This is a genomic window from Bradyrhizobium guangzhouense, from assembly GCF_004114955.1.
Lineage (GTDB): Bacteria > Pseudomonadota > Alphaproteobacteria > Rhizobiales > Xanthobacteraceae > Bradyrhizobium > Bradyrhizobium guangzhouense.
In genome coordinates, this window is the sequence record NZ_CP030053.1 from 6309814 (window position 1) to 6332487 (window position 22674).

Here is a 22674-nt window from a genome sequence, read left to right on the forward strand (position 1 = left end):
CGAGCGGGACTAAATTGGCCCACAGAACACCCCATTGAGTCTCGCATGCCCGTCCGCCAGCTTCCAGAACAGGTCGTCAACCGCATCGCCGCCGGCGAGGTGGTCGAGCGCCCGGCGAGCGTGGTCAAGGAACTCGTCGAGAATGCCATCGATGCCGGTGCGAGCCGCATCGACGTCTTCACCGATGGCGGCGGGCGGCGGCGGATCGGCATTACCGACGACGGCAGCGGCATGACCGCGAAGGACCTTGCGCTCGCCGTCGAGCGCCACGCGACATCCAAGCTCGACGACGAGGATTTGCTCCAGATCCGCACCCTCGGCTTCCGCGGCGAGGCCCTGCCGTCGATCGGCTCGGTGGCGCGGCTGTCGATCACCACGCGGCATGCGAGTGAGCCACACGCCTGGGCACTCACGGTCGAGGGCGGCGAGAAGTCCGAGATCATGCCGGCCGCGCTCGCGCACGGCACCCGCGTCGAGGTCAGCGACCTCTTCTATGCAACGCCGGCACGGCTGAAATTCCTGAAGACCGACCGCACCGAGGCCGAAGCGATCCGCGAGGTGGTGCGACGGCTGGCGATGGCAAGGCCCGACGTCGCCTTCACGCTCGCGGGCGAAGAGCGCGCGCCGGTGACTTGGGCTGCTGCGCTACCCGGCGCGGCCGGACGGCTGACGCGGCTTGGCGATATCCTGGGCGCGGAGTTCCGTAGCCATGCTTTCGAAGTCCATGCCGAGCGCGAGGGCGTCGTCGTCGCCGGCTACGCCGCCGCCCCCGCGCTGACCAAGGCCAACGCACTCGGGCAATATCTCTTCGTCAATGGCCGGCCGGTGCGCGACAAGCTGATCCTGGGCGCGGTGCGCGGCGCCTATGCCGATTATCTGCCGCGCGACCGGCATCCGGTGCTGGCCCTGTTCGTGACGCTCGACCCGCGCGAGGTCGACGCCAATGTGCATCCGGCCAAGACCGAGGTGCGCTTCCGCAATGCCGGCCTCGTGCGTGCGCTGATCGTGCATGGGCTGAAGGAAGGTCTCGCGCGCGAAGGCCGCCGCACCGCCGCCAATAGCGGCGGGAGTGCGCTATCCTCGTTCCGGCCTGCGTTCACGCCGCCGCGTCCTGCAAGCTGGGACTGGCGGGCCTCGCCTTCCGCACCGGTTGCCCCGATGCCGGCATTCGACGGCGCAGCCGCACCCGCTTTCGCCGAGCGCGCGCAGGCCGCCTTCGATGTCGGCGCGCCCAGTGCGGATGTGCGGTTCGACCCGCAGCCCGTGGCCGATCTCGTCGATCGCCCGCTCGGCGCGGCGCGCACGCAACTGCACGAGACCTACATCGTGTCGCAAACCCGCGATGGTCTCATCATCGTCGACCAGCACGCCGCGCATGAGCGCATCGTCTATGAGCGGCTCAAGGCGTCACTCGCCGAAAACGGCGTGCAGAGGCAAATCCTGCTGATCCCCGAAATCGTCGAGATGGACGAGGCAACGGTGGAGCGGTTGCTCGAGCGCAGCGAAGAGCTCGCGTCCTTCGGTCTCGCGATCGAATCCTTCGGCCCCGGCGCGGTCGCCGTGCGCGAGACGCCCTCGCTGCTGGGCAAGACCAATGCGGGCGGCCTCTTGCGCGATCTTTCCGAGCACATGGCCGAGTGGGACGAGGCTCTGCCGCTGGAACGTCGCCTGATGCATGTCGCCGCCACCATGGCCTGCCACGGCTCGGTGCGCGCCGGACGCAGACTGCGGCCGGAGGAGATGAACGCATTGCTCCGCGAGATGGAGGAGACGCCGAACTCGGGCCAGTGCAATCACGGCCGGCCGACCTATGTGGAGCTGAAGTTGTCGGACGTCGAGAAGCTGTTCGGGCGGCGATGATCTCGTAGTGCCGCAGGGTGGATTAGCCGAAGGCGTAATCCACCTCTTCTGTCTCCGCGGAACGAGACAGTGGCGGATTACGCTTCGCTAATCCGCCCTACGCAGAAACACGAACTCCGTGTCGTCATACGTCCGCCGCTCCAGCTCCTCATAGCCTTCCGGCGCCGTGAACTGCGCGGCCTTCGCCTCTTCCACCACCAGCAGCGCACCCGGCGTGAGCCAGCCGCCATCGCGCAAGGACGCCAGCGCCTTCTCCGCAAAGCCCTTGCCGTAGGGCGGATCGAGGAACACCAGTGAGAACGGCTCGACGGGATGCGCGGGGCCGAGATCGGTCGCATCGCGGCGATAGACTTTTGTCACCCCGCCGAGCCCGAGCGACTCGACGTTTTTGCGCAGCAGCGCGCGTGCTTCCGCTCCGTTGTCCACGAACAGAGTGAACTTCGCGCCGCGCGAGGACGCCTCGATGCCGAGCGCCCCGGTGCCGGCAAAGAGATCGAGCACGCGCGCGTCCGGAATCGGATCGTCATAGGCATGCACGAGGATGTTGAACACGGACTCGCGCAAGCGATCCGCCGTGGGACGGATGTCGCGCGAAGACGGTGAGGCGAGATTGCGCCCCTTCAAACGACCGCCGACGACACGCAAGCTAGTCCTCCCGCGGCGCCAGGTCGCGCTTGCCGTGATAGCCGCGCTTGGGGCGGCGCGGCGGGCCGTAGCCGTTGGCCTCCTCCTCATTGCGCTCGCGGGCTTCGTCACTGCCGGTACGCTGCACCAGCACGCGGCGACCCTTGCGGTCGGCGATCACGGCGCGCTTGGACGTCTTCTCGCCCTCGCTCGAAGATTTCTTCGGCACGTCGAACTGCGCGCCCGATTTTTCGATCACCTTGTCGCCGAGCTGATCGCGCAGCACGCGCGCACGGACCTCCTCGACCTGACCCTCGGGGACTTCGCCGAGCTGGAACGGACCGTAGGAGACGCGGATCAGCCGGTTCACCTCAAGCCCGAGATGGGCGCAGACGTTGCGCACCTCGCGGTTCTTGCCTTCGCGGATCGCGAACACCAGCCAGACATTGGCGCCCTGGTCGCGCTCCAGCGTCGCCTCGATCGGCCCGTATTTGACGCCCTCGACCTCGATGCCTTCCTTGAGCTGGTCGAGCTGCGCCTGGGTGACGTCGCCATGGGCGCGCACGCGATAGCGGCGCAGCCAGCCGGTGTCGGGCAGTTCGAGCGTACGCGCGAGGCCGCCGTCATTGGTGAGCAGCAACAGGCCCTCGGTGTTGAAGTCGAGCCGGCCGATCGAGATCAGCCGCGGCAGGCCTTCGGGCAGATTGTCGAACACGGTGGGACGGCCCTCGGGATCGTCATGCGTGGTCATCAACCCGCGCGGCTTGTGGTAGAGAAACAGCCGCGTACGCTCGCGCTCCGGCAACGGCTTGCCGTCGACCAGAACGACGTCGTTCTTGGTGATGTCGAGCGCCGGCGAATTGATGACGCGGCCGTTGACGGTGACGCGGCCCTGCGTGACCATCTCCTCGGCATCCCTGCGCGAGGCGAGGCCCGCACGTGCAAGAGCCTTGGCGATGCGCTCGCCTTCCTTCTTCGGCTTCGGCGCCTCGTCGCGGCGCGGACGTCCTTCGAAGTCACGATCGCGCTCACGATAGGCACCACGGCCGCCGAAGGCCGGACGCTTCTCGAAAATCCGGCTCTCGTCCTCGTTCTCGCGGCGCGGACGGTCGCGGAAGCGGCCTTCGTTGCGCGGATGCTCCTGCCAATCCGTGCGCCCTTCCGGCCGCTCGCGCGGACGATCGAATTTCGGGCGGTCCCGGAACGGACGATCGCCCGATGCGCGGTCATCGCGCGAACGGGAGAAGCGCGGACGGTCGTCGCCATGGCCGCCTTCGCGACGATCGTCGCGCTTCTGCCAGGGCTTGTCCTCGCCCCGATCGCGGCCGCCGAAATCCTTGCGCGGGCCGCGATCTGGCCCGCCTCGCGAAAACTTTCGCTCGCCGTCGAACTTGCGCTCCGGACGCTCGCCGCGCGGCGCGCGATCACCACGATCGAAATTCGGGCGGTCACCACGTGGTTTGAAGCTGCGCTCGCCACGATCCTCGCGCGGACCGCGATCCGGTCCGCCTCGCGAAAACTTCCGCTCGCCGTCGAACTTGCGCTCCGGACGCTCGCCGCGCGGCGCATAGGGCCGCTTGTCGCCGAACTTCTTGTCGCCGAAGCGACCGGCGGGACGTGCATCGTCGCGATCCCGGCTGCGTGGCGGACGGTCGTCGCGGCCATAGGACGGACGATCCCCACGCGGCTTGAACGGCCGCTTATCGCCATCGCGGGAGGGACGATCGGAGAAGGGGCGGTCGCCGCGCGGCTTGAAGCTGCGCTCGCCGCGGCCCTCGCTGCTGCGGTCGTCGCGCTTGAAGCGGGGTCGGTCGGAAAAATCGCGGCGGGGGGCATCGCCCTCCTCGCGGCGGCGGAACGGTTTACCCTCGCGAGGCGGGCGGCTGTCACGGTCGCCCCGTCCCTCGCCCCTGCCCTCGCTCTTGCCCTCGAAGCCGCGCTTGGCGAACTTCTTCTCGGGGCCGCGGGGCTTGCCGCTGCGGCCGCCTTTGGGGGGGCCTCGCCGGCCGCGGGAATCGTTGTCTTTGTCGCTGTCGCGAGGCATGGATAATCTCACTCAGGGGATGGCCGGAAAGCATTGCGCGCGCTTATTGCGAGCCGCATGCTCAGGCAAAATCGATAAGCACTTCTGCTGAAGGCGCAGCTACTAGCAGGTTTCTTCGGATGATACGAGGCTTGAAAGCCCCCTCTTTCATGGATTTGGCGCTCAAAACGGCCGAAAATGCCGGAAAGGCGGGCGAAGTTCCGATCGGCTGCGTGGTGGTCCGCAATTACGAGGTCATCGCCACCGCCGCCAACCGGACGCTGACCGATTACGACCCCACCGGCCACGCCGAGATCATTGCGCTGCGCGAGGCGGCGAAGAAGATCGGCAGCGAGCGGCTGGTCGACTGCGACCTCTACGTGACGCTGGAGCCCTGCACCATGTGTGCGGGCGCGATCTCCTTTGCAAGGGTCCGCCGGCTCTATTACGGCGCCGCCGACCCCAAGGGCGGCGCGGTGGAGTCGGGCGTGCGGTTCTTTGCCTCCCCGACCTGCCACCACGCGCCGGATGTCTATTCCGGCGTCGGTGAGAGCGAGGCGGCGCGGCTGCTCAAGGAGTTCTTTCGCGAGCGGCGCTGACTAGCCACACGCTCCGCTGTCATGCCCCGCGAAGGCGGGGCATGACAGATGAGTGTGTGGTGGACGGCGAGGATCAGGCCGAGAAGAAGTCCCGCAGCGCTTGCGCGGTGACGTCGGGGTTCTCCTCGGTGAGGAAGTGGCCGGAATCGACCGGCATGCCCTCGACATGGGTCGCCCATTGCTTCCAGGTGTCGAGCGGGGTCGCGGCGGCCTGGGCGATGCCGGCGTTGCCCCACAGCGCCAGCATGGGCACGGTGATCTTCTTGCCCGCTTCGACATCGGCCTTGTCGAGGTCGTAGTCGATCGTGGCGCCGGCGCGGTAATCCTCGCACATCGCGTGAATGCGGGCGGGATCGCGGAACGGGGCGATGTAGTGCTCGAGCGCACGCTTGTCGATCGCATCGAGCGTCTTCGCCTTGGTCTGGCTCGCCATCTTGAAGCGCAGGAAGAACTCGCCTTGCCCTGCGATCAGCGTCTCCGGCAGCGGCGCGGGCTGGGCGAGGAAGGTCCAGTGATAGATCTTCAGCGCATAGGCGCGGTTCATCCGCTCCCAGTAATTATAGGTCGGCAGGATATCGAGCACGGCGAGCTTCGACAGCCGGCCGGGATGGTCGAGCGCGAGGCGATACGACACGCGGCCGCCGCGGTCGTGGCCGGCGAGCGCGAAGTGGACGTGGCCGAGCTTCTCCATCATCTCGACCATGGCCTTGGCCATCGCGCGCTTGCTGTAGGGCATGTGCAGCGCATCGCTCTCGGGCATATCGGACCAGCCATAGCCCGGCAGGTCGGCGATGATCAGCGTGAACTGGGAGGCCAAGCCGGGCGCGACGCGGTGCCACATCACATGCGTCTCGGAGAAGCCGTGCAGCAACAGCAGCGGCGGCCCCTTGCCGCCGACGCGCGCGAAGATGCGACCGAACGAGGTGTCGGTCCATTCGGAGGCAAAACCGGGATAGAGGTCGGCGAGATCGGACATCTTCTGCATCCTTATCGGTCAGTCGCGAGGGGCCCCGACAAAGAGTCGAAAACAACCCCATGCACAGTAGCGGTATTATCATCGGGGTTGCTAACCCCGCCTGCTGATTGCGCATTTCTGGGATGCCGGAATGTGGCCCACAGCTCGGGATTCCGGATCGGCGCGTGGCGCCGTCCGGAATGACGTGAGCCTAGTTCCGCGCCTTCTCGGCTTCCACGGCCTGCCAGCCGATGTCGCGGCGGCAAAAACCTTCCGGCCAGCGGATCAGGTCGACGGCCTGATAGGCGCGCGCCTGCGCTTCGCTCACGGTTGCGCCCAGCGCGCAGACATTGAGCACGCGGCCGCCATTGGCGAGGATGGCGCCGTCCTTCGCCACGGTGCCGGCATGGAAGATCTCGACGGTGTCGACCTTGGCCGCGTCATCGAGCCCCTCGATCCGCGTGCCCTTCTGATAGTCGCCGGGATAACCCTTCGCCGCCATCACCACGGTGAGCGCGGATTCCGGATACCAGCGCAGGTCAAAATTCTTCAGCTGGCCGTCGCAGGCGGCGAGGAAGGCCGGCACGATGTCGCTCATCATGCGCAGCATCAGCACCTGGCATTCGGGGTCGCCGAAGCGGACGTTGAACTCGAACAGCTTTGGGCCCTGCGTGGTCAGCATAATCCCAGCGTAAAGAATGCCGCGGAACGGCGTGCCGCGGCTCTTCATGCCCGCCACCGTCGGCAGGATGATCTTGGCCATGATCGCGTCGTGGATCGCGGGCGTCACCAAAGGCGTCGGCGAATAGGCGCCCATGCCGCCGGTGTTCGGGCCGACGTCGTGATCGAACACGCGCTTGTGGTCCTGCGCGGAGGCGAGCGGGATCGCGGTCTCGCCGTCGCAGAGCGCGAAGAAGCTGATCTCGCGCCCCGGCAGAAATTCCTCGATCACGACTTCGGCGCCGGCCTCGCCAAACGCGCCCTCGAACATCATGGCGATGGCGTCCTCCGCCTCGCGCACGGTCTTGGCGACGACGACGCCCTTGCCGGCGGCAAGGCCGTCGGCCTTCACCACGATCGGCGCGCCCTGGCTCTGCACGTAAGCACGCGCATCGTTGGCGTTGGTGAAGCGCTTGTAGGCGCCGGTCGGAATGCCGAACTCGGTGCAGAGCGCTTTTGTAAAACCCTTGGAGCTTTCGAGCTGCGCCGGGATCTTGTTGGGCCCGAACGCCTTGATGCCCGCGGCGGTGAGATCATCGACGATGCCGGCCGCCAGCGGCGTCTCCGGCCCGACCACGACGAGCTCGACCGCGTTCGTCTTGCAGAAGTCGATCACGGCGGCATGGTCGGCGACATCGAGCGCCACGCATTCCGCCTCGCGCGCGATGCCGGCATTGCCGGGCGCGCACCAGAGTTTGGTCACCAGGGGACTGCCTGCGATCTTCCACGCCAGGGCATGTTCGCGGCCGCCGGAACCAAGCAGGAGAATGTGCATCGAAGGCTCAGAAAATGAGGGGTTTTGCTGGGCTGGGGGTCGCACGAATCGGGGTGGGGCTCAAGGGGGTGGGGGCGACTCCCCCGGCATTCCGGGGGGCAGACGCAGCGCGCGCCGGGAATTCGCCGGGGCCACCAATTGCAAACCGGGATTCCTTTCTCCATAGGGCGCCGTGAGCAAACAGCTCGTGATAACGGAGGCGAACACTCGCAATAGGTGCATAGTTATCCCCATTGCACGTCGAATCAAGCATACTGAAGCAAGGTTTGTGGAGGGGTCATGAGACTAATCGCGTTTCACGCGGAGAACATTCAACCCATCAAATTGGTTGAAGCAGATAGTCTTTCAGATGTCGTGGTCCTCGCAGGCCCGAACGGCGTCGGAAAAAGTCGTTTCCTCCAATGGCTATTGAATCAATTTCAGAACCCCGCATCCAACGACCAGAATTGGATTTTAGTTGAGGCCACTTCCGAAACCGAGCGCGCTGAATGGGGCAAAACACAGCTCAATACAAGAAACGCGCAAGATGCCGATCGACTTCGAATATCCCTTCAGCGCGGTGGACGGAAACGAGCTGACACCAAGAGCAGCTTGCTCAATTTTGAAAGCGACAGAAAGATAACAAACGTTCTGCCCTATCAATTTAGTTGGGACTACACTGATCCTTTTCTTGAGGATGTTGGCTGGAACTACGGCTTCAACACCCTGAGCAACCGGTTCAACGATACGGTGCATTCAATTTTCAGAAAGGTGCGTAGCCGACGAGAGAACATTTCTCTTTACGTTGAAGAGCAAATGCGTGCTCGACTCCCGGGTTCTGCGCCCGCTGAGCAGCATGGGGCAATAAATGGCATCCTGGTCAACCCGGAGGAGTTCCCTGATCCTTTAGTGCCGTTTAAGGACGCGTTCGCACGCCTCTTGTCACCGAAGCAATTAGAAGAGCCCGACCCGAAAAAGTCGCAGTTGTTTTACGAACACGAAGGGCAGAGTTTTCCGATAACAGCGCTTAGCTCCGGAGAACGGGAGGTCGTCAATATCGTCTTCGATTTTCTGCTGCGGAATCCATCCGATTGCATCGTCGTTTTTGACGAACCCGAGTTGCATTTGCATCCAGAGCTTAGCTATCGCTTGATCCAGACGCTGCGCACTGCGGGTGCTCGCAATCAATTCATTTTCTGCACCCACTCGGCTGAAATCATCTCCGCCTCTCTCGATAATTCAGTCATCTTCATCGCCCCACCAAAGCAGCCCTCCATCAATCAAGCCATCCGCGTCACCGAGAACGATGATACTCACCAAGCATTGCGATTGGTCGGGCAATCAATCGGCATTGTGGCGCTCGGTAAGAAAATCGTCCTTATCGAGGGGCAGCATGGCAGTTTGGACAAGCAGACGTATGGAGCAATGCTGAGGGGGAGTTTTCCAGACCTCGTGCTGGTCCCAAGTGGAGGAAAAGGGTTCATTCAGTCGTTTGGATCGCTGAATGACTTGGTTCTTAAGAAGACGATCTGGGGCGTGAGTTTTTTCATGCTCTGCGACGCAGATGCGGTGCCCCCTAGCCGCGATTTAGCAAGGCTCACCGAGTTGTCTGGTGGTCGTATGCAGGTGTTGAAACGTTATCACTTGGAGAATTATTTCTTGGATGCGGAGGTGATCGCCCGCATGTTTGAGCCTTTTGAAACAGAAGCGTCGGAGCGCTCTTGGCTCCGTGATCCAGCCGCTATCGATGAGCGTCTGAAGACGATAGCGCGAGAGATTTTGTCCTACGCGGCGGCGCTTGTGGTGAGTGCTCATTTCCGCGAGCGAGCAGGGAACGTCGATCTGATGCCCAAGGGCAGCCAAGGGAAGACGACGGACGAACTTATAGCTCTTTTCGAGGTAGAAGCTGCGTCTGAGAGGTTGAGGATCAACGAAGCTCTCTTTGCCGATGACATAGCCGTCTTCACTCGCCAGACCATGGCGGATTTGGAAAACAGTCTTGCGGACGGCACCTGGAAGAATAAGGTGCCGGGACGACCGATCTTGCAGATATTCTGTTCAACCAAGCACTGCGGCCTGGACTTCGGGCGCTTCAAAAATGCTTTCGTCAAGGCTGCCCAAGGGACGGCAAATTCACCGTTCGCTGAGATTGAAGAGATTTTCGCTCGGTTTTCTGAGTTTGATACGGCTGCTGTGGTGCAACTAGTCCAAGTGGGATAGCCAGCAACGTTCTGCGAAATTACGGTGACGGGGCACAAAATTCCAAAGCCTAAGCATTAGTCTCGGCCGTTTAGTGCCCAGTCACCGCAATTTTGATTGGATCCTCCAAATCGCATCTTGCGATGCGGTCTCTCCCATCAGTGAGCGCACCGCCACTACGGAGACCGCAAGGAAATGAAAAAATCGTTCTCATCAACGTGTTTCGCTTCCGAGTAGTTTTGGCCGCGATACAAAATGGCGACTGTATCAAAAAAAACATGAAAGTCCGCGTCAGATTCGCATTTGAAATTTAGGGGAACAAAGTCCTTGTAGTTTGACCGGTGTACGTAGGTCATAAAGTCCAGATCTTTGGCTGGATCAGGCGAATGTCCGATCTTCACACCGATTTTTTGAAACACATCAGGTTGTAAAGTGAATGTCTGGATTGTCGCTTCCTCTTGGGGCACTTCATCATTCGAAATCCAGAAACGGCCAGAACATTGCCGATCAGATTTCACCCATACAAACAGGTATCCGTCCTTCGCTCGGCCCTTATTGGGTATGTATGCACTCCAAGTTGATTGAATGGTGTTTGCACAATTAGGTTTCGAGGTGGTCTTGAAGCCGGCGAGTTTGCCGTCTGGGGGATAGGAAAAATAAGAAGAGTCCTGATCGTAAGCTTCGAGGCCGCAGATGTTAAACGTCTCGCTCAACTGAGCCTGCGTCATATACCAATTAGGGGCAGTACCAAACCCAAAGTCGGACGATGTCGGCGTCCAGTTGGAAGTGGCCGTGCTTGTTTGACCTCCACAATTCGTCGCGTTAGCCTGAAAAACTTTGGAAGTTACACGCACCTGCCAACTGTAAACACGGTCCGGCTTTGTCGGAATTGCTGCCGAGCCGACATACGATCCAGCGCACTGATTGCTAGTCCCACCGAAGCATATCTTTTGAGGGGAAGAAAAGTAATTAGGGACATTCTGAAATTGGGCCTTATCTTCGACTATCTCATATTCGAATGTTGCCTCCGAACATGGTACCGGTGCGCCCAACATTGCTTGTAGCTTGACTTCCTCTTGTCCTGTTGGGACGGCTATCCTTGAATTAAACGGCAACGGCCGGTTGTCTGGCCCGATTTGCGATAGAGCAAATGGATAATTACTTTGTTGGGCAAAAAGCTCGCTTGGCACGCAAAGCAACGATACCACGATCAGAAATCGCATTCTGAGCTCCTTAAATTCAGACTCTCCGGTTCAAAGACCTGAGGTTGCGCCGAATTCATATTGCACACAAGCCTTAGTTCTAGCCGGTTACTCCAATCTCCGAAGATCAACCGTCATTGCGCTGCCGGCCGTTGGGGATTACGGTGACAGTGCACTCAGTTCATCGATAGCAGTCGATCATTGAGTGCACTGTCACCGTAATTCCAAAACTCCAAAGCCAAAGCATTAGCTGCTCCCGTTTAGTGCACTGGACTGCACTGTCACTGTAATTCGGACGATTCAGCATCCAGGGCGCAATGCGATTCCCGCCCCTCTCGCTGATCACTATCCCAAGCAGGCGCGGAGAAGCCCACTTCCATAGTGTGTCACGTAGAACTCAGTAACCGAAGTTGTGGCAGACGCCGCACACCGAAGTATCTTCAAGTTCTCGACGGAAATCTGAACCTCCGGACCCTGTTCGCCGATGACGTTGGCGATGAATGCAACAGGATTGGGCTTTAGTTCGCCCGACGCCTCGTGGCGCGTCTTCAGGACGAGAGCGTCTAAGGGATCGAAGTGTTTCAAGGTCTCGACAAACGACAGTCTCACACGGCCTGACCGGCTCGGGTCCATCGCGGCAGCGATCAGCCCCGCCCACATTTCTTGCAACTCAGGACGGCTCTCATCGTAAGCAGCGCGAAGCAATGGGATAGCTAAAGACGGGCTTACAGCCACTGTCTGCGTCACACCTCTTCGCTTCAGTATCTTAGTGAGCAGAACGTCATATTGGCTCGCGATGGCCGTCCGGACGAAATGAAGAGGGTCGCCAAGAACTAACCCGACCGCATCCTCAGGAACCGTCCCGAGCACTCGGCCTACATATCGAACCAACGCGCTACTTTCCGAAATTACGGTCGTCCCAAAAGTCGCGGTAGCTTGCGGTGCCTTGGCTTCGTCAGCCGATAAGCCGACGCCCGGGCTCCAGACACTTGGTGGTCCACTCCTTGCGCTGCCTTCCTCGTCGCTCATGACCTCATCTCCAGGGCCGTAGACGACCAGAGAGCTGCAACCCGATTTTCGCACCTGCTGCTCTAGGCCTACGCGTTTCAGTCGCTAATCAGATAAAAATAACGGCGACAGTGCACTAAACGCAAAGCCAAACCAACAGTTGGCCGCGCTTAGTGCACCGTCACCTTAGTCCGGTGTGCACTAAATTCCCAAAGCATCAGTTGAGATATTTTGGTGCACCGTAATCTCGCGACGATCCATTGAAGGGTCAGCGCTGCACGCACGCAAGGTTTGCAACCTGATGTTCAGGCGCTGAGACCTTCATCAAGCCATGACGCGTTCGTCGCCCGCAGTAGTAGGCGACGTCCAGCGTCTTGATCGTGCCAAAATCCGGGTCGCCTCCCTGGAGGCCGTTCTCCGCAACGAGATAACAGGCCGGCTTGTTCTCGCATTCGTCGCGAGCGATCTTGGTTGTGACTGGAATAGGATTGGCCTTATTCGCAGTGCCGTACCGTGAAGAGACAATATGAATGGCAGGGTCCTTTGCCGACGCCTCCTGCGAACTCCCCAAGGCGAACACGACGCAAGCCGAAACAAACAAAGCACGAAACATCACAATCTCCATTTTTAAAATAATGCGAAATTTTAGAACATATCTATTTGAGGTTGTCCATAGGAAGGGCGGTGCAACAAATTTGGGGCGCTTGCGAAGCTTGCCGGCCGGCGCGCGGGCGATCCGGACCGCCGCGACGATAGCAACCACGGAGACGTCGGCGAATATGGTGCGCAATTGCGCGCCTGAGAATCCATCGGGCGACAGCGTTGGTGGCGAAATGGATTCCGGGCTCGTCGCTTCGCGACGCCCCGGAATGACAGGGAGAGTTGAACGCCGGAGCGCGGCGGAGCTCCTCTTCCTTCTCCCCCTGCGGGAGAAGGTGGCGCCGGATGAGGGGTTGCATCCGCAAACTTAATTGCAAGTTGGACTCGCCGAGAGAACCCCTCACCCAAGTGGGCCTGCGTTGACCAGCGGCGATGCCCTCTCCCGCATCCGCCTTCGCCCGAAGGCGGGCTTCGGCGGACAAGAGGGGCGAGGGCACAGCAAGCAGCAGCGCGATGACGGCAGCGCTACACCTGCTTCCCCGCAATGATCTCCTGCAACGTCGCGACATGCCGCGCGAAGGCGCCGCGGCCGGTGGCGGTCGCGGTCACCGTCGTCTGCGGCTTCTTGCCGACAAAAGCCTTCTCCACCGACACATACCCCGCCTTCGCCAGCGTCTCGATATGGGCGCCGAGATTGCCGTCGGTGGCGCCGGTGAGTTTTTTCAGGCGGGCGAATTCCAGGCCCGAGGCAACAGGCAATGCGTTCAGGGCCGCCATGATCTTCAGCCGCAAGGGCTGATGGATGATGTCGTCGAGCTCGGCCATCAGATCCGCCGCATCCAGAGGCCGCCGAGGATCAGGCCGCCGCCGTTGACGAAGGCCATCCAGAGCGGGAAGGCCGCGCCGATGGTGAAGAAGCCGATCAGCGTCAGCGCGATGATACCGAGGCCGATGGCGACGAAGGCATGGCCGAACCAGAGGCCGGCGAGCGTGTAGAACAGCATGAAATAAATCGGCCAGAACGCACCGAGCTCGCGCGGGCCGTAATGGCCGAGCACGTCGGTGCAGATGTGGCCGAAGGCGAAGAACAGCGCGAAGACCAGCACGATCCTGATATCGAAGGCGGCTTCCTGGGAACGGCGTGGCCATCCTATATGAAGTGGCCAGATCGGCGGTGCGCTCCCTCGCCCGCTTGCGGGCCGCGACGAGCTTCGCTCGCGCTGAGAGCGTTGGGGAGAGGGTGTCTCCGCGTCGGGGTTGTCACGGAGTGCGGAGGATGTCCCTATGTGGCGAGAGCCCTCACCCGCCACGCTCTGCGAGCGTGTCGGCCTCTCCCGCAAGCGGGAGAGGCGAGGCAAGCCCAGCGAGTCTTTGTTAAACCAAATACGATTGCGCTGCAGGGAATGGGGAGGACTCAGCAAGCGGATCGCGACCAGGCCGCCGACACCGATTATGTCGACGGCGGGCCAGGCGTAGCGGGCGTAGAACGGCCAGGCCCAGGTCACCACATTGCCGGCGAAGACCAGAACGCCCCACCACAGCGCAGCCAGGCTGGCCAGCTCATAGAGCTGCGACTGCTTCACGCGCTGGACGATGTCGTCGATCTCGGCCAGCGCCGCGGAGGCTTCCTTGCTGTCGATCATGTCAGTCTCCATCAACGCGGCACCATCGCAGCATATGGTGCGCTCAACGCAGCGGCATCGGCACTGGGCTCCCTCTCCCGCTTGCGGGCCGCGACGAGCTTCGCTCGCGCTGAGAGCGTTGGGGAGAGGGTGCCTCCGCAACGGGACAATCCCCGGGAGGAAAGAACCCTCGCCGCGCAGGGACGTGCTCGGTAAATTCCCGACAACCCCAACGCGGAGAAACCCTCTCCCCAGCCCTCCCCCGCAAGCGGGGGAGGGAGCCGACTGCCGCTGCCGCACCGTGCTCGATATGCGACGGCCCCGCCGCCGGCGGCTCGCATCATGACTGCCCTGCCCCGCGCGTCGCGACGTCCTCGGCGATGGCATTGACGGCCTTCGGATTGGTGACCATGCCCATGTGGTTGACGCCGTCGATGATCTTGACGTCGATATCGGGCCTGATCGCCTGCACGACTTCGGCATATTTGGCCGAGATCATCATCTCGTCCTCGCCGCCGCCGAAGATCGTCATCGGATGCGTCACCGCGGGCAGGTCGAGGCGATAGCCGTGCGTGGCGAAGTTGCGCATCAGGCGGTCGGAATAGGTGGCCGTCAGAATCCGCTCCGAATTCGGCGGCACCGCGAAGGCGAGCACCGGAAGCTGCGAGCAGCAATCGATGCCGAGCTTGCGCAGCGCGGTGAGACCGAGGAAGCGCGGGATGTCGGGATTGGCCCAGCCGCCGGAATGCGCGACATTGGTCGGCGCGTCATAGCCGAGATAGGGCGCGACCAGGACAGTGCGGACGAACAGGTCCTGGATGATCGGCGTCGCAGCGATGCGCAGCGAGAAGCCGGCGCCGGCGGAATGGCCGATCAATGTCAGCGGCAGATCCGGCGCGCTCTTGCGGACATGGGCGACGAAATCGACGAGGTCGTCCTCGAGTTGGCCGACATAGCCGATGTCGCCGCGCGTGCCCGAGGCACCATGGCCGCGGGTATCCAGCGCCCAGGTCTCGACGCCGTGCGCGGCCATGGCCGCGGTCAGCGCGTGGTTGACGGTGCCGGAGGAGCCGGACGAGCCATGGATGAAGATGGCACCGCGACCGGTGTCCGCGCCTTTCGCTAGATAGTGGCGGTAGCCGAGCCAGGTGCCGTCGCGGGCCTGGAAACGCTCCAGCGGCGGCAGGGTGGACCAGTCGATGCCTTTGACCGAGTCCGAGACCGAGCGCATCTCCGCCGGCCGCTGCAGCGGCGTCGCGATCAGGGCAGTCAGGATCAGCGCCACGGCGCCGACCACGCACAGACCCCATTTGAGCAAGCCCAGCACCCCTCGCAGCAAAGGCATCACCATGGTCGAACTCCCTGACTGAACCATCGATAGAGAACTCTATAAAGCAGAGTACTCTCCTATACAACCCCTAAATCGGGAGTTCGGAGCGCACCCAGAGCCCGGATCACCTCTCCCGCAGGGAGAGGTCGGATCGCATCGCAAGATGCGATCCGGGTGAGGGGATCCGGTGTCACTGGGTGCCGGCGCCCCCTCACCCGGATTGTCCTGGACGATGCTTCGCATCGCCAGGACAATCCGACCTCTCCCCGCTGGGGAGAGGTGAACCACGGACAGCCGACCGAATCTCATTTCGTCGCGCTTATGGCGCTGGCTTGCGAAAATCCTTAACGTCGGGTCTGACCCCAACATGCCGAATCGTTTGCTGATGCCGCCTGCGGAACCTCTTCACAACGCGCCTGAATTCACCGTTTCCGAGCTGTCCCAGTCCCTGAAGCGGACGGTGGAGGACACCTATGGCCATGTCCGGGTCCGCGGCGAGATCTCGGGCTTTCGCGGCGCCCATTCCTCCGGCCATTGCTATTTCGCGCTCAAGGACGAGAGCGCCAAGATCGAGGCGGTGATCTGGAAAGGCGTGCACGGCCGCATGCGCTTCAAGCCCCAGGAGGGGCTCGAGGTGATCGCGACGGGCAAGCTCACCACCTATCCGGGCTCGTCCAAGTATCAGATCGTCATCGAGGCGCTGGAGCCCGCCGGCATCGGCGCGCTGATGGCGCTGATGGAGGAGCGCAAGAAGAAGCTCGCCGCCGAAGGCCTGTTCGACGAGGCGCGCAAGCAGCTCTTGCCCTGGCTCCCTGATGTGATCGGCGTGGTGACCTCGCCGACCGGCGCCGTGATCCGCGACATCCTGCATCGGCTGGAGGATCGCTTTCCCCGCCACGTGCTGGTGTGGCCGGTGAAGGTGCAGGGCGAAGGCTCGGCGGAGCAGGTCGCGGCCGCGATCCGCGGCTTCAACGCGCTGCCTGAAGGCGGCAGGATTCCGCGGCCCGACGTGCTGATCGTCGCGCGCGGCGGTGGCTCGCTGGAGGACCTCTGGTCGTTCAACGAGGAGATCGTGGTGCGCGCCGCGGCCGAGAGCATGATCCCGCTGATCTCGGCGGTGGGCCACGAGACGGACATCACGCTGATCGACTTCGTCGCGGACAAGCGCGCGCCGACGCCGACGGCGGCGGCCGAGATGGCGGTGCCGGTGCGCAGCGAATTGTTCGTCGAGGTCGCCGACCTCGGACGCCGGACCCACGCCTATTGGATGCGCGCCCAAGAAAGCCGCCGCAACGAATTGCGCGCCGCGGCACGCGCGCTGCCGTCGGCTGGCGATCTCCTCGCGATCCCGCGGCAGCGGCTGGATTCGGCAGGCTCCTCCCTGCCCCGCGGGCTCAAGGCCAACACGCATGCGCATTTCCGCAGGTTTACCGCGGCAGCTTCGAAGCTGACGCTGCGGGTGCTGCACGGCCAGATTTCGCAGGCGGGGCACCGGCTCACGGTATCAGGCGAACGGCTCGGCCTGTCCGCGCGCGCGCTGCTGCGGCGGCGGCGCGACCGCTTCGCCGGGCTCGAGGTGCGTCTGCGCGCCTCAAAACTCTCCAATGCGCAGGTGCAGCGCAACGCGATTCTCCGCCAGCGCGAGCGCACGCAGCGGCTCTCCGAACGCGCGGGCCGCGCGCTGGTGACGTTGCTGCAGCGGCTCGATGCCCGCGTCGAGAACAGCGGCAAGCTGCTTTCCGCGCTGTCCTATCGCGGCGTGCTCGCCCGCGGCTTCGCGCTGGTGCGCGATGAGGAAGGCCATCCGCTGCATTCGGCCGACAGCATCGGCCCGAACGCGCGGATCGCGATCGAGTTCGCGGATGGGCGCGTGGGCGCGACCGCGGATGCCGATCGGCCGGCGGCTGTGGCCAGGCGCGCGCCGGCGCAGCCGAAGCAGGCCGCGGAGACGAAGCCCGCGCCGAAGCGCGTGGCCAAGCCGGTGGATCAGGGCAGTTTGTTCTGAGGCGCGAGGGCGGCGCTCCGCTCTCGCTGTCATTCCCCGCCTTGTGCGCAATTGCGCACTGGAGCGGGGAATCCAGTACGCCGCGGCTTCTCGGTGACGCACAGCCGCCTCGGCGTACTGGATCGCCCGGTCAAGCCGGGCGATGACACCATCTTTGTGGAGGCAACTCGTCGTCCGCCCCCTCAGCGGCAGGACAATCCCGCGTCCATCGTGGTCCAGAAGCCGCAATGATCAGGCGCGAGCGGGGGCGAGCCGGCCTTGGCTTCGAACAGGAACACCGCGACGGTGAAGACCACCAGTGCGGAGGAGAAGATGAGGATGCGGTTGCGCATGACAGATGCGTTTAGCCGACATCGTGGTCGAACTAAGGCGCCCGCTACGGCGTGGCGAGCCCGCGCTAGCGCGCCAGCCACTCCGCGACTTCCTTCTGCGATTCCGTGCGCGCCTCGGAATCGGTTCCGAGATGGCCGTGCTCGGGAACGGCGGCGTCGGTGCTGGAGGCGACCGCGTGCAGCGGCGTGTTGGCGCGGTCGAAATCGTGATAGGCGCCGGGATAGACCACGATGCGCGCGAGCGCGCTGCGGCCATGCGCGCCGTCCACCATCTGGCGGCAGGCGGGCGGCGAGGAGACGTCGTCATTGGCGCCGATCAGCACCAGGGTCGGCACCCGCGTGCTCCAGCCGAGACCGGCGGAGATCCGGCAATCCGGATAGAACGCAACAGCGGCGCGGAAATCCGGGCCGGCATCGCGCGCCACGGCTTGCGGCCGCACCGCCCAGAGCAGCGCGCTGGCGCCGTTGGCCCAGCCGATCAGGCTGACGCGGTTGCGCGCCACCCAGGCCTGCTTCATCAGCCAGGCGCGCGAGGCCGCGATGTCGGTGACGCGCTCGCGCCGCGCCTTGACGTGGATCTCCTTGACGCGGCATTGCGGGCCGAGCTCGCGCGAGCCGTAACTATCCGGCAGCAGCACGGCATTGCCTGATTTGAGCAAGCGCTCGGCCCAGTCGCGATAGCGCGGCTGGACGGAATCGGCGCGGCTGCCGAGGCCGCCGCAGCCATGCAGCGCGATCACGGTGGGGAATGGGCCCGCCCCTTCCGGCTTGAACAGCTGCGCATGCAGGACGCCTGACGACAGCGGAATCTCGACCGCCTGCGGCGCGGGCGCCGGCGCGGCCTGCGCGGCCGACATCAGCAGTACTGGGAACAGGGCGGGAGTTACGAAGCGCATCGGATTCCGTCGCAGGAGGTGCCGCACTGAAACAAGCACTATCACGCGCAAACGGTTGCAAAACATCACAAACCGGTGGGTTTAACGGGCGGACAAGCCACCCTATCTATGTTACATTCAGTCCAACACATCGTGCCCTGCAGGGGCGTCCCACGGAGACTTTCGACCGTGCTGAACAAGTTCGGCCCCTCGGGCCATGGCGAAGCCCAGGTGCAATATCTCGACGGCGATTTCCGCGTGATCTCGCCGGGGACCTTCGTGCGCTGCGCCATATCGGACGTGCGGATCCCGCTCGACGAATTGAAGTACTGGAGCGTGGATTTGCAGGAAGCCTATGCCACGCCGGCCGCCGTGCTGACGCGGCATTTTCCGAACGCGCCGAAGCCGTGATCTCGTAGCAATAGATGGCCGGCGATGAATGTCGGCTGAACGGTGATGTGCCGTAGGGTGGGTTAGCCGCGCAGATGCGCGACGCGCGTCTGTGAGGCGTAACCCACCATGCTTCAGCGAATGCAGGACGAAGTTGGTGGGTTACGCCCCGCCACTGCGCTTCGCGCAGTCGCAGGGCTAATCCACCCTACGCGATCATCGCTTGCTGAACCGGCGCTCGCGGGCCTTGTAGAGGTGGTCGGTGATCAGTTGCTTCAATTTGGCCGGATCGTCGAATTCGAGCGTGACCTTGAACGGCACGATGCCATCGGGCACGCCCTCGGTGCCGCGCAGGCGCGCGAGATCCTTTTCCGTCGTCACCAGGGTGAGCTGCTCGGCTTTCGCCTCCGCCGCGAGCGCGGCGAGCTCCGCTTGCGAAAACATGTGATGATCGGCGAAGGGGCGCGTGCGCGCGACCTCGATGCCGCCAGCCCGAAGCGTGCGGAAGAAGCGCTCGGGATCGCCGATGCCGGCGAAGGCGAGAACCTTTTTGCCAGAGAGTTGCGCGAGTGAGGCCGCATCCGGCTTCAGGCGCGCGCGCAGCTCGGGCTTGTTGCGCTTGGCAAGCTCCGCCGCGACATCGTTGGCGGCGCGGCCGTCGCCGATCAGCACCAGCGCGTCGGTGCGCGCGAGCTGTGGCTTGAGCGGCGCACGGAGAGGGCCGGCCGGAAACACACGGCCATTGCCGAGGCCGCGCTCGCTGTCGATCACGATCAGCGAAGCGTCCTTCAGCAGTTTCGGATTCTGGAAACCGTCGTCCATCAGGATCACGCTGGCACCTTGCGACTTCGCCAGCGCGACGCCGTCGATGCGATCGCGTGCGACGGCGACGGGCACGTCGCGCACCATCATCAACGGCTCGTCGCCGACATCGGCCGCGGTGTGACTGTTACGATCGACCATGACCGGGCCCTTGCGGCGCCCGCCATAACCGCGGCTGAGCACCACAGGCGTCTCGCCGAGCTCGCGCAGCAGTTTCGTCAGCGCCAGCACGGTCGGCGTTTTGCCGGCGCCGCCGACATGGTAATTGCCGACGCAGAGCACGGGGATGCCGGCGTCAAAACCCTCGCGTGCCATGCGGTGCGCGGCGATGGCGCCATAGAGCGCGCCCAACGGGCTGAGCAGATGCGACTTCGGGGAACGCGGCCGGTACCAGAAGGCCGGCTCACGCATTGGCGGCTCCCATCTCGATCCGCAGCTGCATCAGATACGGCTCGAGCGCCGTCATGGTGCGATCGAGCGCGCCGCCGAGCTCCTCGACGACGCCCGATCCCGCGCGCTGCATCTTGTCGCGTAACGTTGGCTCGGCCAGCAACAGGCCGAGCTGCTTCGTCAGCGCCTCCTGCGTATCGGCCTGGCGCGCGCCGCCGCTCCCGTCGAGCGCCGCATAGACATCGGCGAAATTGAACACGTGCGGACCGTGAACGATGGCCGCCCCCAGCTTGATCGCCTCGATCGGATTCTGTCCGCCATGGCGGATCAGCGATCCGCCCATGAAGACGACAGGCGAGAGACGATAGAACAGGCCGAGCTCGCCCATGGTGTCGGCGACATAGACATCGGTCGTGGCCGCCAGCGGCTCGTCGCGCGAGCGGAGCGCCGGCTTCAGGCCCGACGCCGTGACCAGACCTGCGATCGACGAGCCGCGATTCGGATGCCGCGGCACGATCACGGTAAGGAGCTGCGGGAAGTGACCCACGAGGCTGCGATGCGCCGCGACCAGCATCTCGTCCTCGCCGGGATGGGTCGAGGCGGCGACGATGATCGGCCGGCCGCGCGTCATCGTCATCAGCCGTTCGAGCTTGGCGGGATCGGCCGGCGGCGCCGGCACGTCGAGCTTGAGATTACCCGTGGTGACGACGTCACGGCCGCCGAGCGCAGAGAAGCGTTCGGCATCGATCTTCGACTGCGCGAGGCAGATGTCGAAGCGCGACAGCAGCGCCGAGATGGTGCCATGCATCCGCCGCCAGCGCGGGAAGGAGCGCGGCGACATCCGCCCGTTGATCAGCACCATCGGCACCCGGCGCGACGCGCCCGCCAGGATCAAATTCGGCCACAGGTCCGACTCGATGAACAGCGCCAGCGACGGCTTCCAATGATCGAGGAAGCGCGCGACGTAGCGCGGGGAATCATACGGCACGTATTGATGGATGACGTCGGGCGGGAAGCGCTTTGCCACGACGGCCGCCGAGGTGACCGTGCCCGACGTGAGCAGGATGCGCAAATTGAGATCGCGCAGGCGCTCGATCAGCGCCGCCGCAGCCAGCACCTCGCCGACGCTGGCGCCGTGGATCCAGACCAGCGGGCCATGGGGACGCACGTCCCGGCTGAGCCCACGCCGCTCGCCGACGCGCGCGGGATCCTCCTTGCCCTGCTTCAGCCGCCGCTTGATCAGCGCAGGCGCGAGCGGCACGAGGCTGGTTGCCAGCCGCCGATACATCCGCAGCGTCATCGGCAGGGACTTCGGGGCCGCATGGGGCAGCGAGCTAGCCATCTGCAGGCCCATCCTGAGGCCCTCGGCGGCCGAGCTGTGCATAGGCGCGGCGTGTGGCTTCGTTCAGCGTGTCTTCCAGATCCTGCCGCAGCTCTTCCATCTTCGCGGCGTCGGCGTCCGCGGGCACGTGGATTTCCTTGATGCCGACCAGCGCGCCCCGGCCGAACGGCAGGTTGATGGTGGTGCGATCCCAGTTCTTGAGCCTGATAAAGCGGCTGGTCGCCATCGCAAAAGGCATGATCGGCCGCCCCGATTCCCGCGCGAGCATGATGATGCCGAGGCCGGCCACGCGCGAACGCTTGGGCACATCGGCGGTCAACGCGACATTACAACCGTCTTGAAGCGTGTACACCATTTCCCTGAAGGCGCCGACACCGCCCTTGCGGTGGAACGCGCCGCCATGATCCCCTGATCCCCTGATGGTGCCGATGCCGAGCCGCTCGGCGGCAACCGCATTGAACTCGCCGTCGCGGTGGCGGGAGATCAGCACCTTGGCCCGGTAAGAATCCTTGTTCTTGATGAACGGGGTGAGGAAATGCTGGCCGTGCCAGAACGCGAAAATCGCCGGCATATGCGGCTCGACGCGCTCATAGACGTCGGGCGGATCGAACGTGAAGGCGTTGGTCCGCCAGACCAGGCGCAGATATTCGGCCGCCAGGACCCCGACGGCACGCTGAAACCAGCTGCTTCGCAGCGTATTGCGAAGCAGTTTTTTCAACGTGCCTTCGTTTCTTGATTTGGGTCGAGCAGACGGTGGAGATGGACGATGAAATAGCGCATCTGCGCGTTGTCGACCGTGCTCTGCGCCTTCGCGCGCCAGGCGGCATGAGCGGACGCGTAGTTCGGGTAGAGGCCGACGATCTCGACGTCGTCGAGGTTCTTGAAGGTGTTGTGCTCGAGGTCGAGCAGCTCACCGCCGATCACGAGGTGAAGCAGTTGTTGCGGGGCACTATCTGACATGGGTTCGGTTCCTAACAGGCTGCCCGGCAAAGCAGTGGTCGACAAGCACGCCGACGGGCGCT

20 protein-coding genes and 1 pseudogene are annotated in these 22674 nt (G+C 63.7%); 5 read left to right on the top strand and 16 right to left on the bottom strand.

Annotated elements, in window-relative coordinates; genetic code table 11:
* Positions 1–45 precede the first annotated feature (45 nt).
* Positions 46–1860 (top strand): DNA mismatch repair endonuclease MutL, encoded by a 1815-nt coding sequence (gene mutL, locus XH91_RS30080; protein ID WP_128953959.1) that lies wholly within the window; start codon positions 46–48, stop codon positions 1858–1860.
* An 87-nt stretch (positions 1861–1947) separates the two neighbouring features.
* On the opposite strand, the gene rsmD is transcribed toward mutL, so the two are convergent.
* Together rsmD and XH91_RS30090 are read right to left on the bottom strand one after the other, a co-directional pair.
* Positions 1948–2505 (bottom strand): 16S rRNA (guanine(966)-N(2))-methyltransferase RsmD, encoded by a 558-nt coding sequence (gene rsmD / locus XH91_RS30085; RefSeq protein WP_128953960.1) that lies wholly within the window; start codon positions 2503–2505, stop codon positions 1948–1950.
* Position 2506: 1 nt separating this feature from the next.
* Positions 2507–4528, bottom strand: a complete 2022-nt coding sequence (locus tag XH91_RS30090; RefSeq protein WP_164933659.1) for a pseudouridine synthase — start codon at positions 4526–4528, stop codon at positions 2507–2509.
* A 119-nt stretch (positions 4529–4647) separates the two neighbouring features.
* On the opposite strand from XH91_RS30090, the gene XH91_RS30095 reads away from it, so the two are divergent.
* Positions 4648–5106, top strand: coding sequence for a nucleoside deaminase (locus XH91_RS30095; protein WP_092230031.1), 459 nt, complete (start codon positions 4648–4650; stop codon positions 5104–5106).
* A 73-nt stretch (positions 5107–5179) separates the two neighbouring features.
* Here the strand turns inward: XH91_RS30095 and XH91_RS30100 are convergent, their stop codons facing one another.
* The gene (locus XH91_RS30100) at positions 5180–6082 is read right to left on the bottom strand and encodes an alpha/beta fold hydrolase (RefSeq protein ID WP_128953962.1); all 903 of its coding nucleotides are present in this window, start codon (positions 6080–6082) and stop codon (positions 5180–5182) included.
* 190 nt (positions 6083–6272) lie between these two features.
* Positions 6273–7556, bottom strand: a complete 1284-nt coding sequence (purD, locus tag XH91_RS30105) for a phosphoribosylamine--glycine ligase (protein WP_128953963.1) — start codon at positions 7554–7556, stop codon at positions 6273–6275.
* 279 nt (positions 7557–7835) lie between these two features.
* On the opposite strand from purD, the gene XH91_RS30110 reads away from it, so the two are divergent.
* Complete coding sequence (locus tag XH91_RS30110) at positions 7836–9755, top strand: ATP-binding protein (RefSeq protein WP_128953964.1); 1920 nt, start codon at positions 7836–7838, stop codon at positions 9753–9755.
* Between the two features lie 155 nt (positions 9756–9910).
* On the opposite strand, the gene XH91_RS30115 is transcribed toward XH91_RS30110, so the two are convergent.
* From XH91_RS30115 to XH91_RS30145, 6 genes and pseudogenes are all read right to left on the bottom strand, one after another.
* A complete protein-coding gene (locus XH91_RS30115) occupies positions 9911–10957 on the bottom strand; it encodes a hypothetical protein (protein ID WP_128953965.1) in 1047 nt (348 codons plus the stop codon).
* A 324-nt stretch (positions 10958–11281) separates the two neighbouring features.
* Positions 11282–11965, bottom strand: a complete 684-nt coding sequence (locus tag XH91_RS30120; protein ID WP_128953966.1) for an Abi-alpha family protein — start codon at positions 11963–11965, stop codon at positions 11282–11284.
* Positions 11966–12212: 247 nt separating this feature from the next.
* Entirely contained in the window at positions 12213–12734 is a 522-nt protein-coding gene (locus tag XH91_RS30125) for a hypothetical protein (RefSeq protein ID WP_128953967.1), read from the bottom strand.
* A gap of 335 nt (positions 12735–13069) precedes the next feature.
* Positions 13070–13369 (bottom strand): winged helix-turn-helix domain-containing protein, encoded by a 300-nt coding sequence (locus tag XH91_RS30130; RefSeq protein WP_128953968.1) that lies wholly within the window; start codon positions 13367–13369, stop codon positions 13070–13072.
* Positions 13369–13671: pseudogene (locus XH91_RS30135) on the bottom strand (hypothetical protein); the annotation flags it as partial. The pseudogene XH91_RS30135 and the gene XH91_RS30130, both read right to left, overlap by 1 nt.
* A gap of 835 nt (positions 13672–14506) precedes the next feature.
* Positions 14507–15517, bottom strand: a complete 1011-nt coding sequence (locus tag XH91_RS30145; RefSeq protein WP_164933660.1) for an alpha/beta hydrolase — start codon at positions 15515–15517, stop codon at positions 14507–14509.
* Positions 15518–15863: 346 nt separating this feature from the next.
* Here XH91_RS30145 and xseA point away from each other — a divergent pair, with 346 nt between their 5' ends.
* A complete protein-coding gene (gene xseA / locus XH91_RS30155) occupies positions 15864–17501 on the top strand; it encodes an exodeoxyribonuclease VII large subunit (RefSeq protein WP_128953969.1) in 1638 nt (545 codons plus the stop codon).
* A 182-nt stretch (positions 17502–17683) separates the two neighbouring features.
* On the opposite strand, the gene XH91_RS39095 is transcribed toward xseA, so the two are convergent.
* Together XH91_RS39095 and XH91_RS30165 are read right to left on the bottom strand one after the other, a co-directional pair.
* Positions 17684–17833, bottom strand: a complete 150-nt coding sequence (locus tag XH91_RS39095; RefSeq protein ID WP_164933661.1) for a hypothetical protein — start codon at positions 17831–17833, stop codon at positions 17684–17686.
* Positions 17834–17898: 65 nt separating this feature from the next.
* Positions 17899–18729: a dienelactone hydrolase family protein gene (locus tag XH91_RS30165; protein ID WP_164933662.1), complete on the bottom strand. Its 831-nt coding sequence runs from the start codon at positions 18727–18729 to the stop codon at positions 17899–17901.
* A 168-nt stretch (positions 18730–18897) separates the two neighbouring features.
* Here XH91_RS30165 and XH91_RS30170 point away from each other — a divergent pair, with 168 nt between their 5' ends.
* Positions 18898–19119, top strand: coding sequence for a DUF2093 domain-containing protein (locus tag XH91_RS30170; RefSeq protein WP_128953972.1), 222 nt, complete (start codon positions 18898–18900; stop codon positions 19117–19119).
* 195 nt (positions 19120–19314) lie between these two features.
* On the opposite strand, the gene lpxK is transcribed toward XH91_RS30170, so the two are convergent.
* The 4 genes from lpxK to XH91_RS30190 are packed head-to-tail and all read right to left on the bottom strand — an operon-like array spanning position 19315 to position 22612.
* Positions 19315–20331 (bottom strand): tetraacyldisaccharide 4'-kinase, encoded by a 1017-nt coding sequence (gene lpxK / locus XH91_RS30175; protein ID WP_128953973.1) that lies wholly within the window; start codon positions 20329–20331, stop codon positions 19315–19317.
* Complete coding sequence (locus tag XH91_RS30180) at positions 20324–21652, bottom strand: 3-deoxy-D-manno-octulosonic acid transferase (protein WP_164933663.1); 1329 nt, start codon at positions 21650–21652, stop codon at positions 20324–20326. The genes lpxK and XH91_RS30180 overlap by 8 nt, the downstream gene beginning before the upstream one ends.
* Entirely contained in the window at positions 21645–22370 is a 726-nt protein-coding gene (locus tag XH91_RS30185; RefSeq protein WP_128953975.1) for a lysophospholipid acyltransferase family protein, read from the bottom strand. The genes XH91_RS30180 and XH91_RS30185 overlap by 8 nt, the downstream gene beginning before the upstream one ends.
* Positions 22367–22612, bottom strand: a complete 246-nt coding sequence (locus tag XH91_RS30190) for a DUF4170 domain-containing protein (protein WP_128953976.1) — start codon at positions 22610–22612, stop codon at positions 22367–22369. The genes XH91_RS30185 and XH91_RS30190 overlap by 4 nt, the downstream gene beginning before the upstream one ends.
* Between the last annotated feature and the right edge of the window lie 62 nt (positions 22613–22674).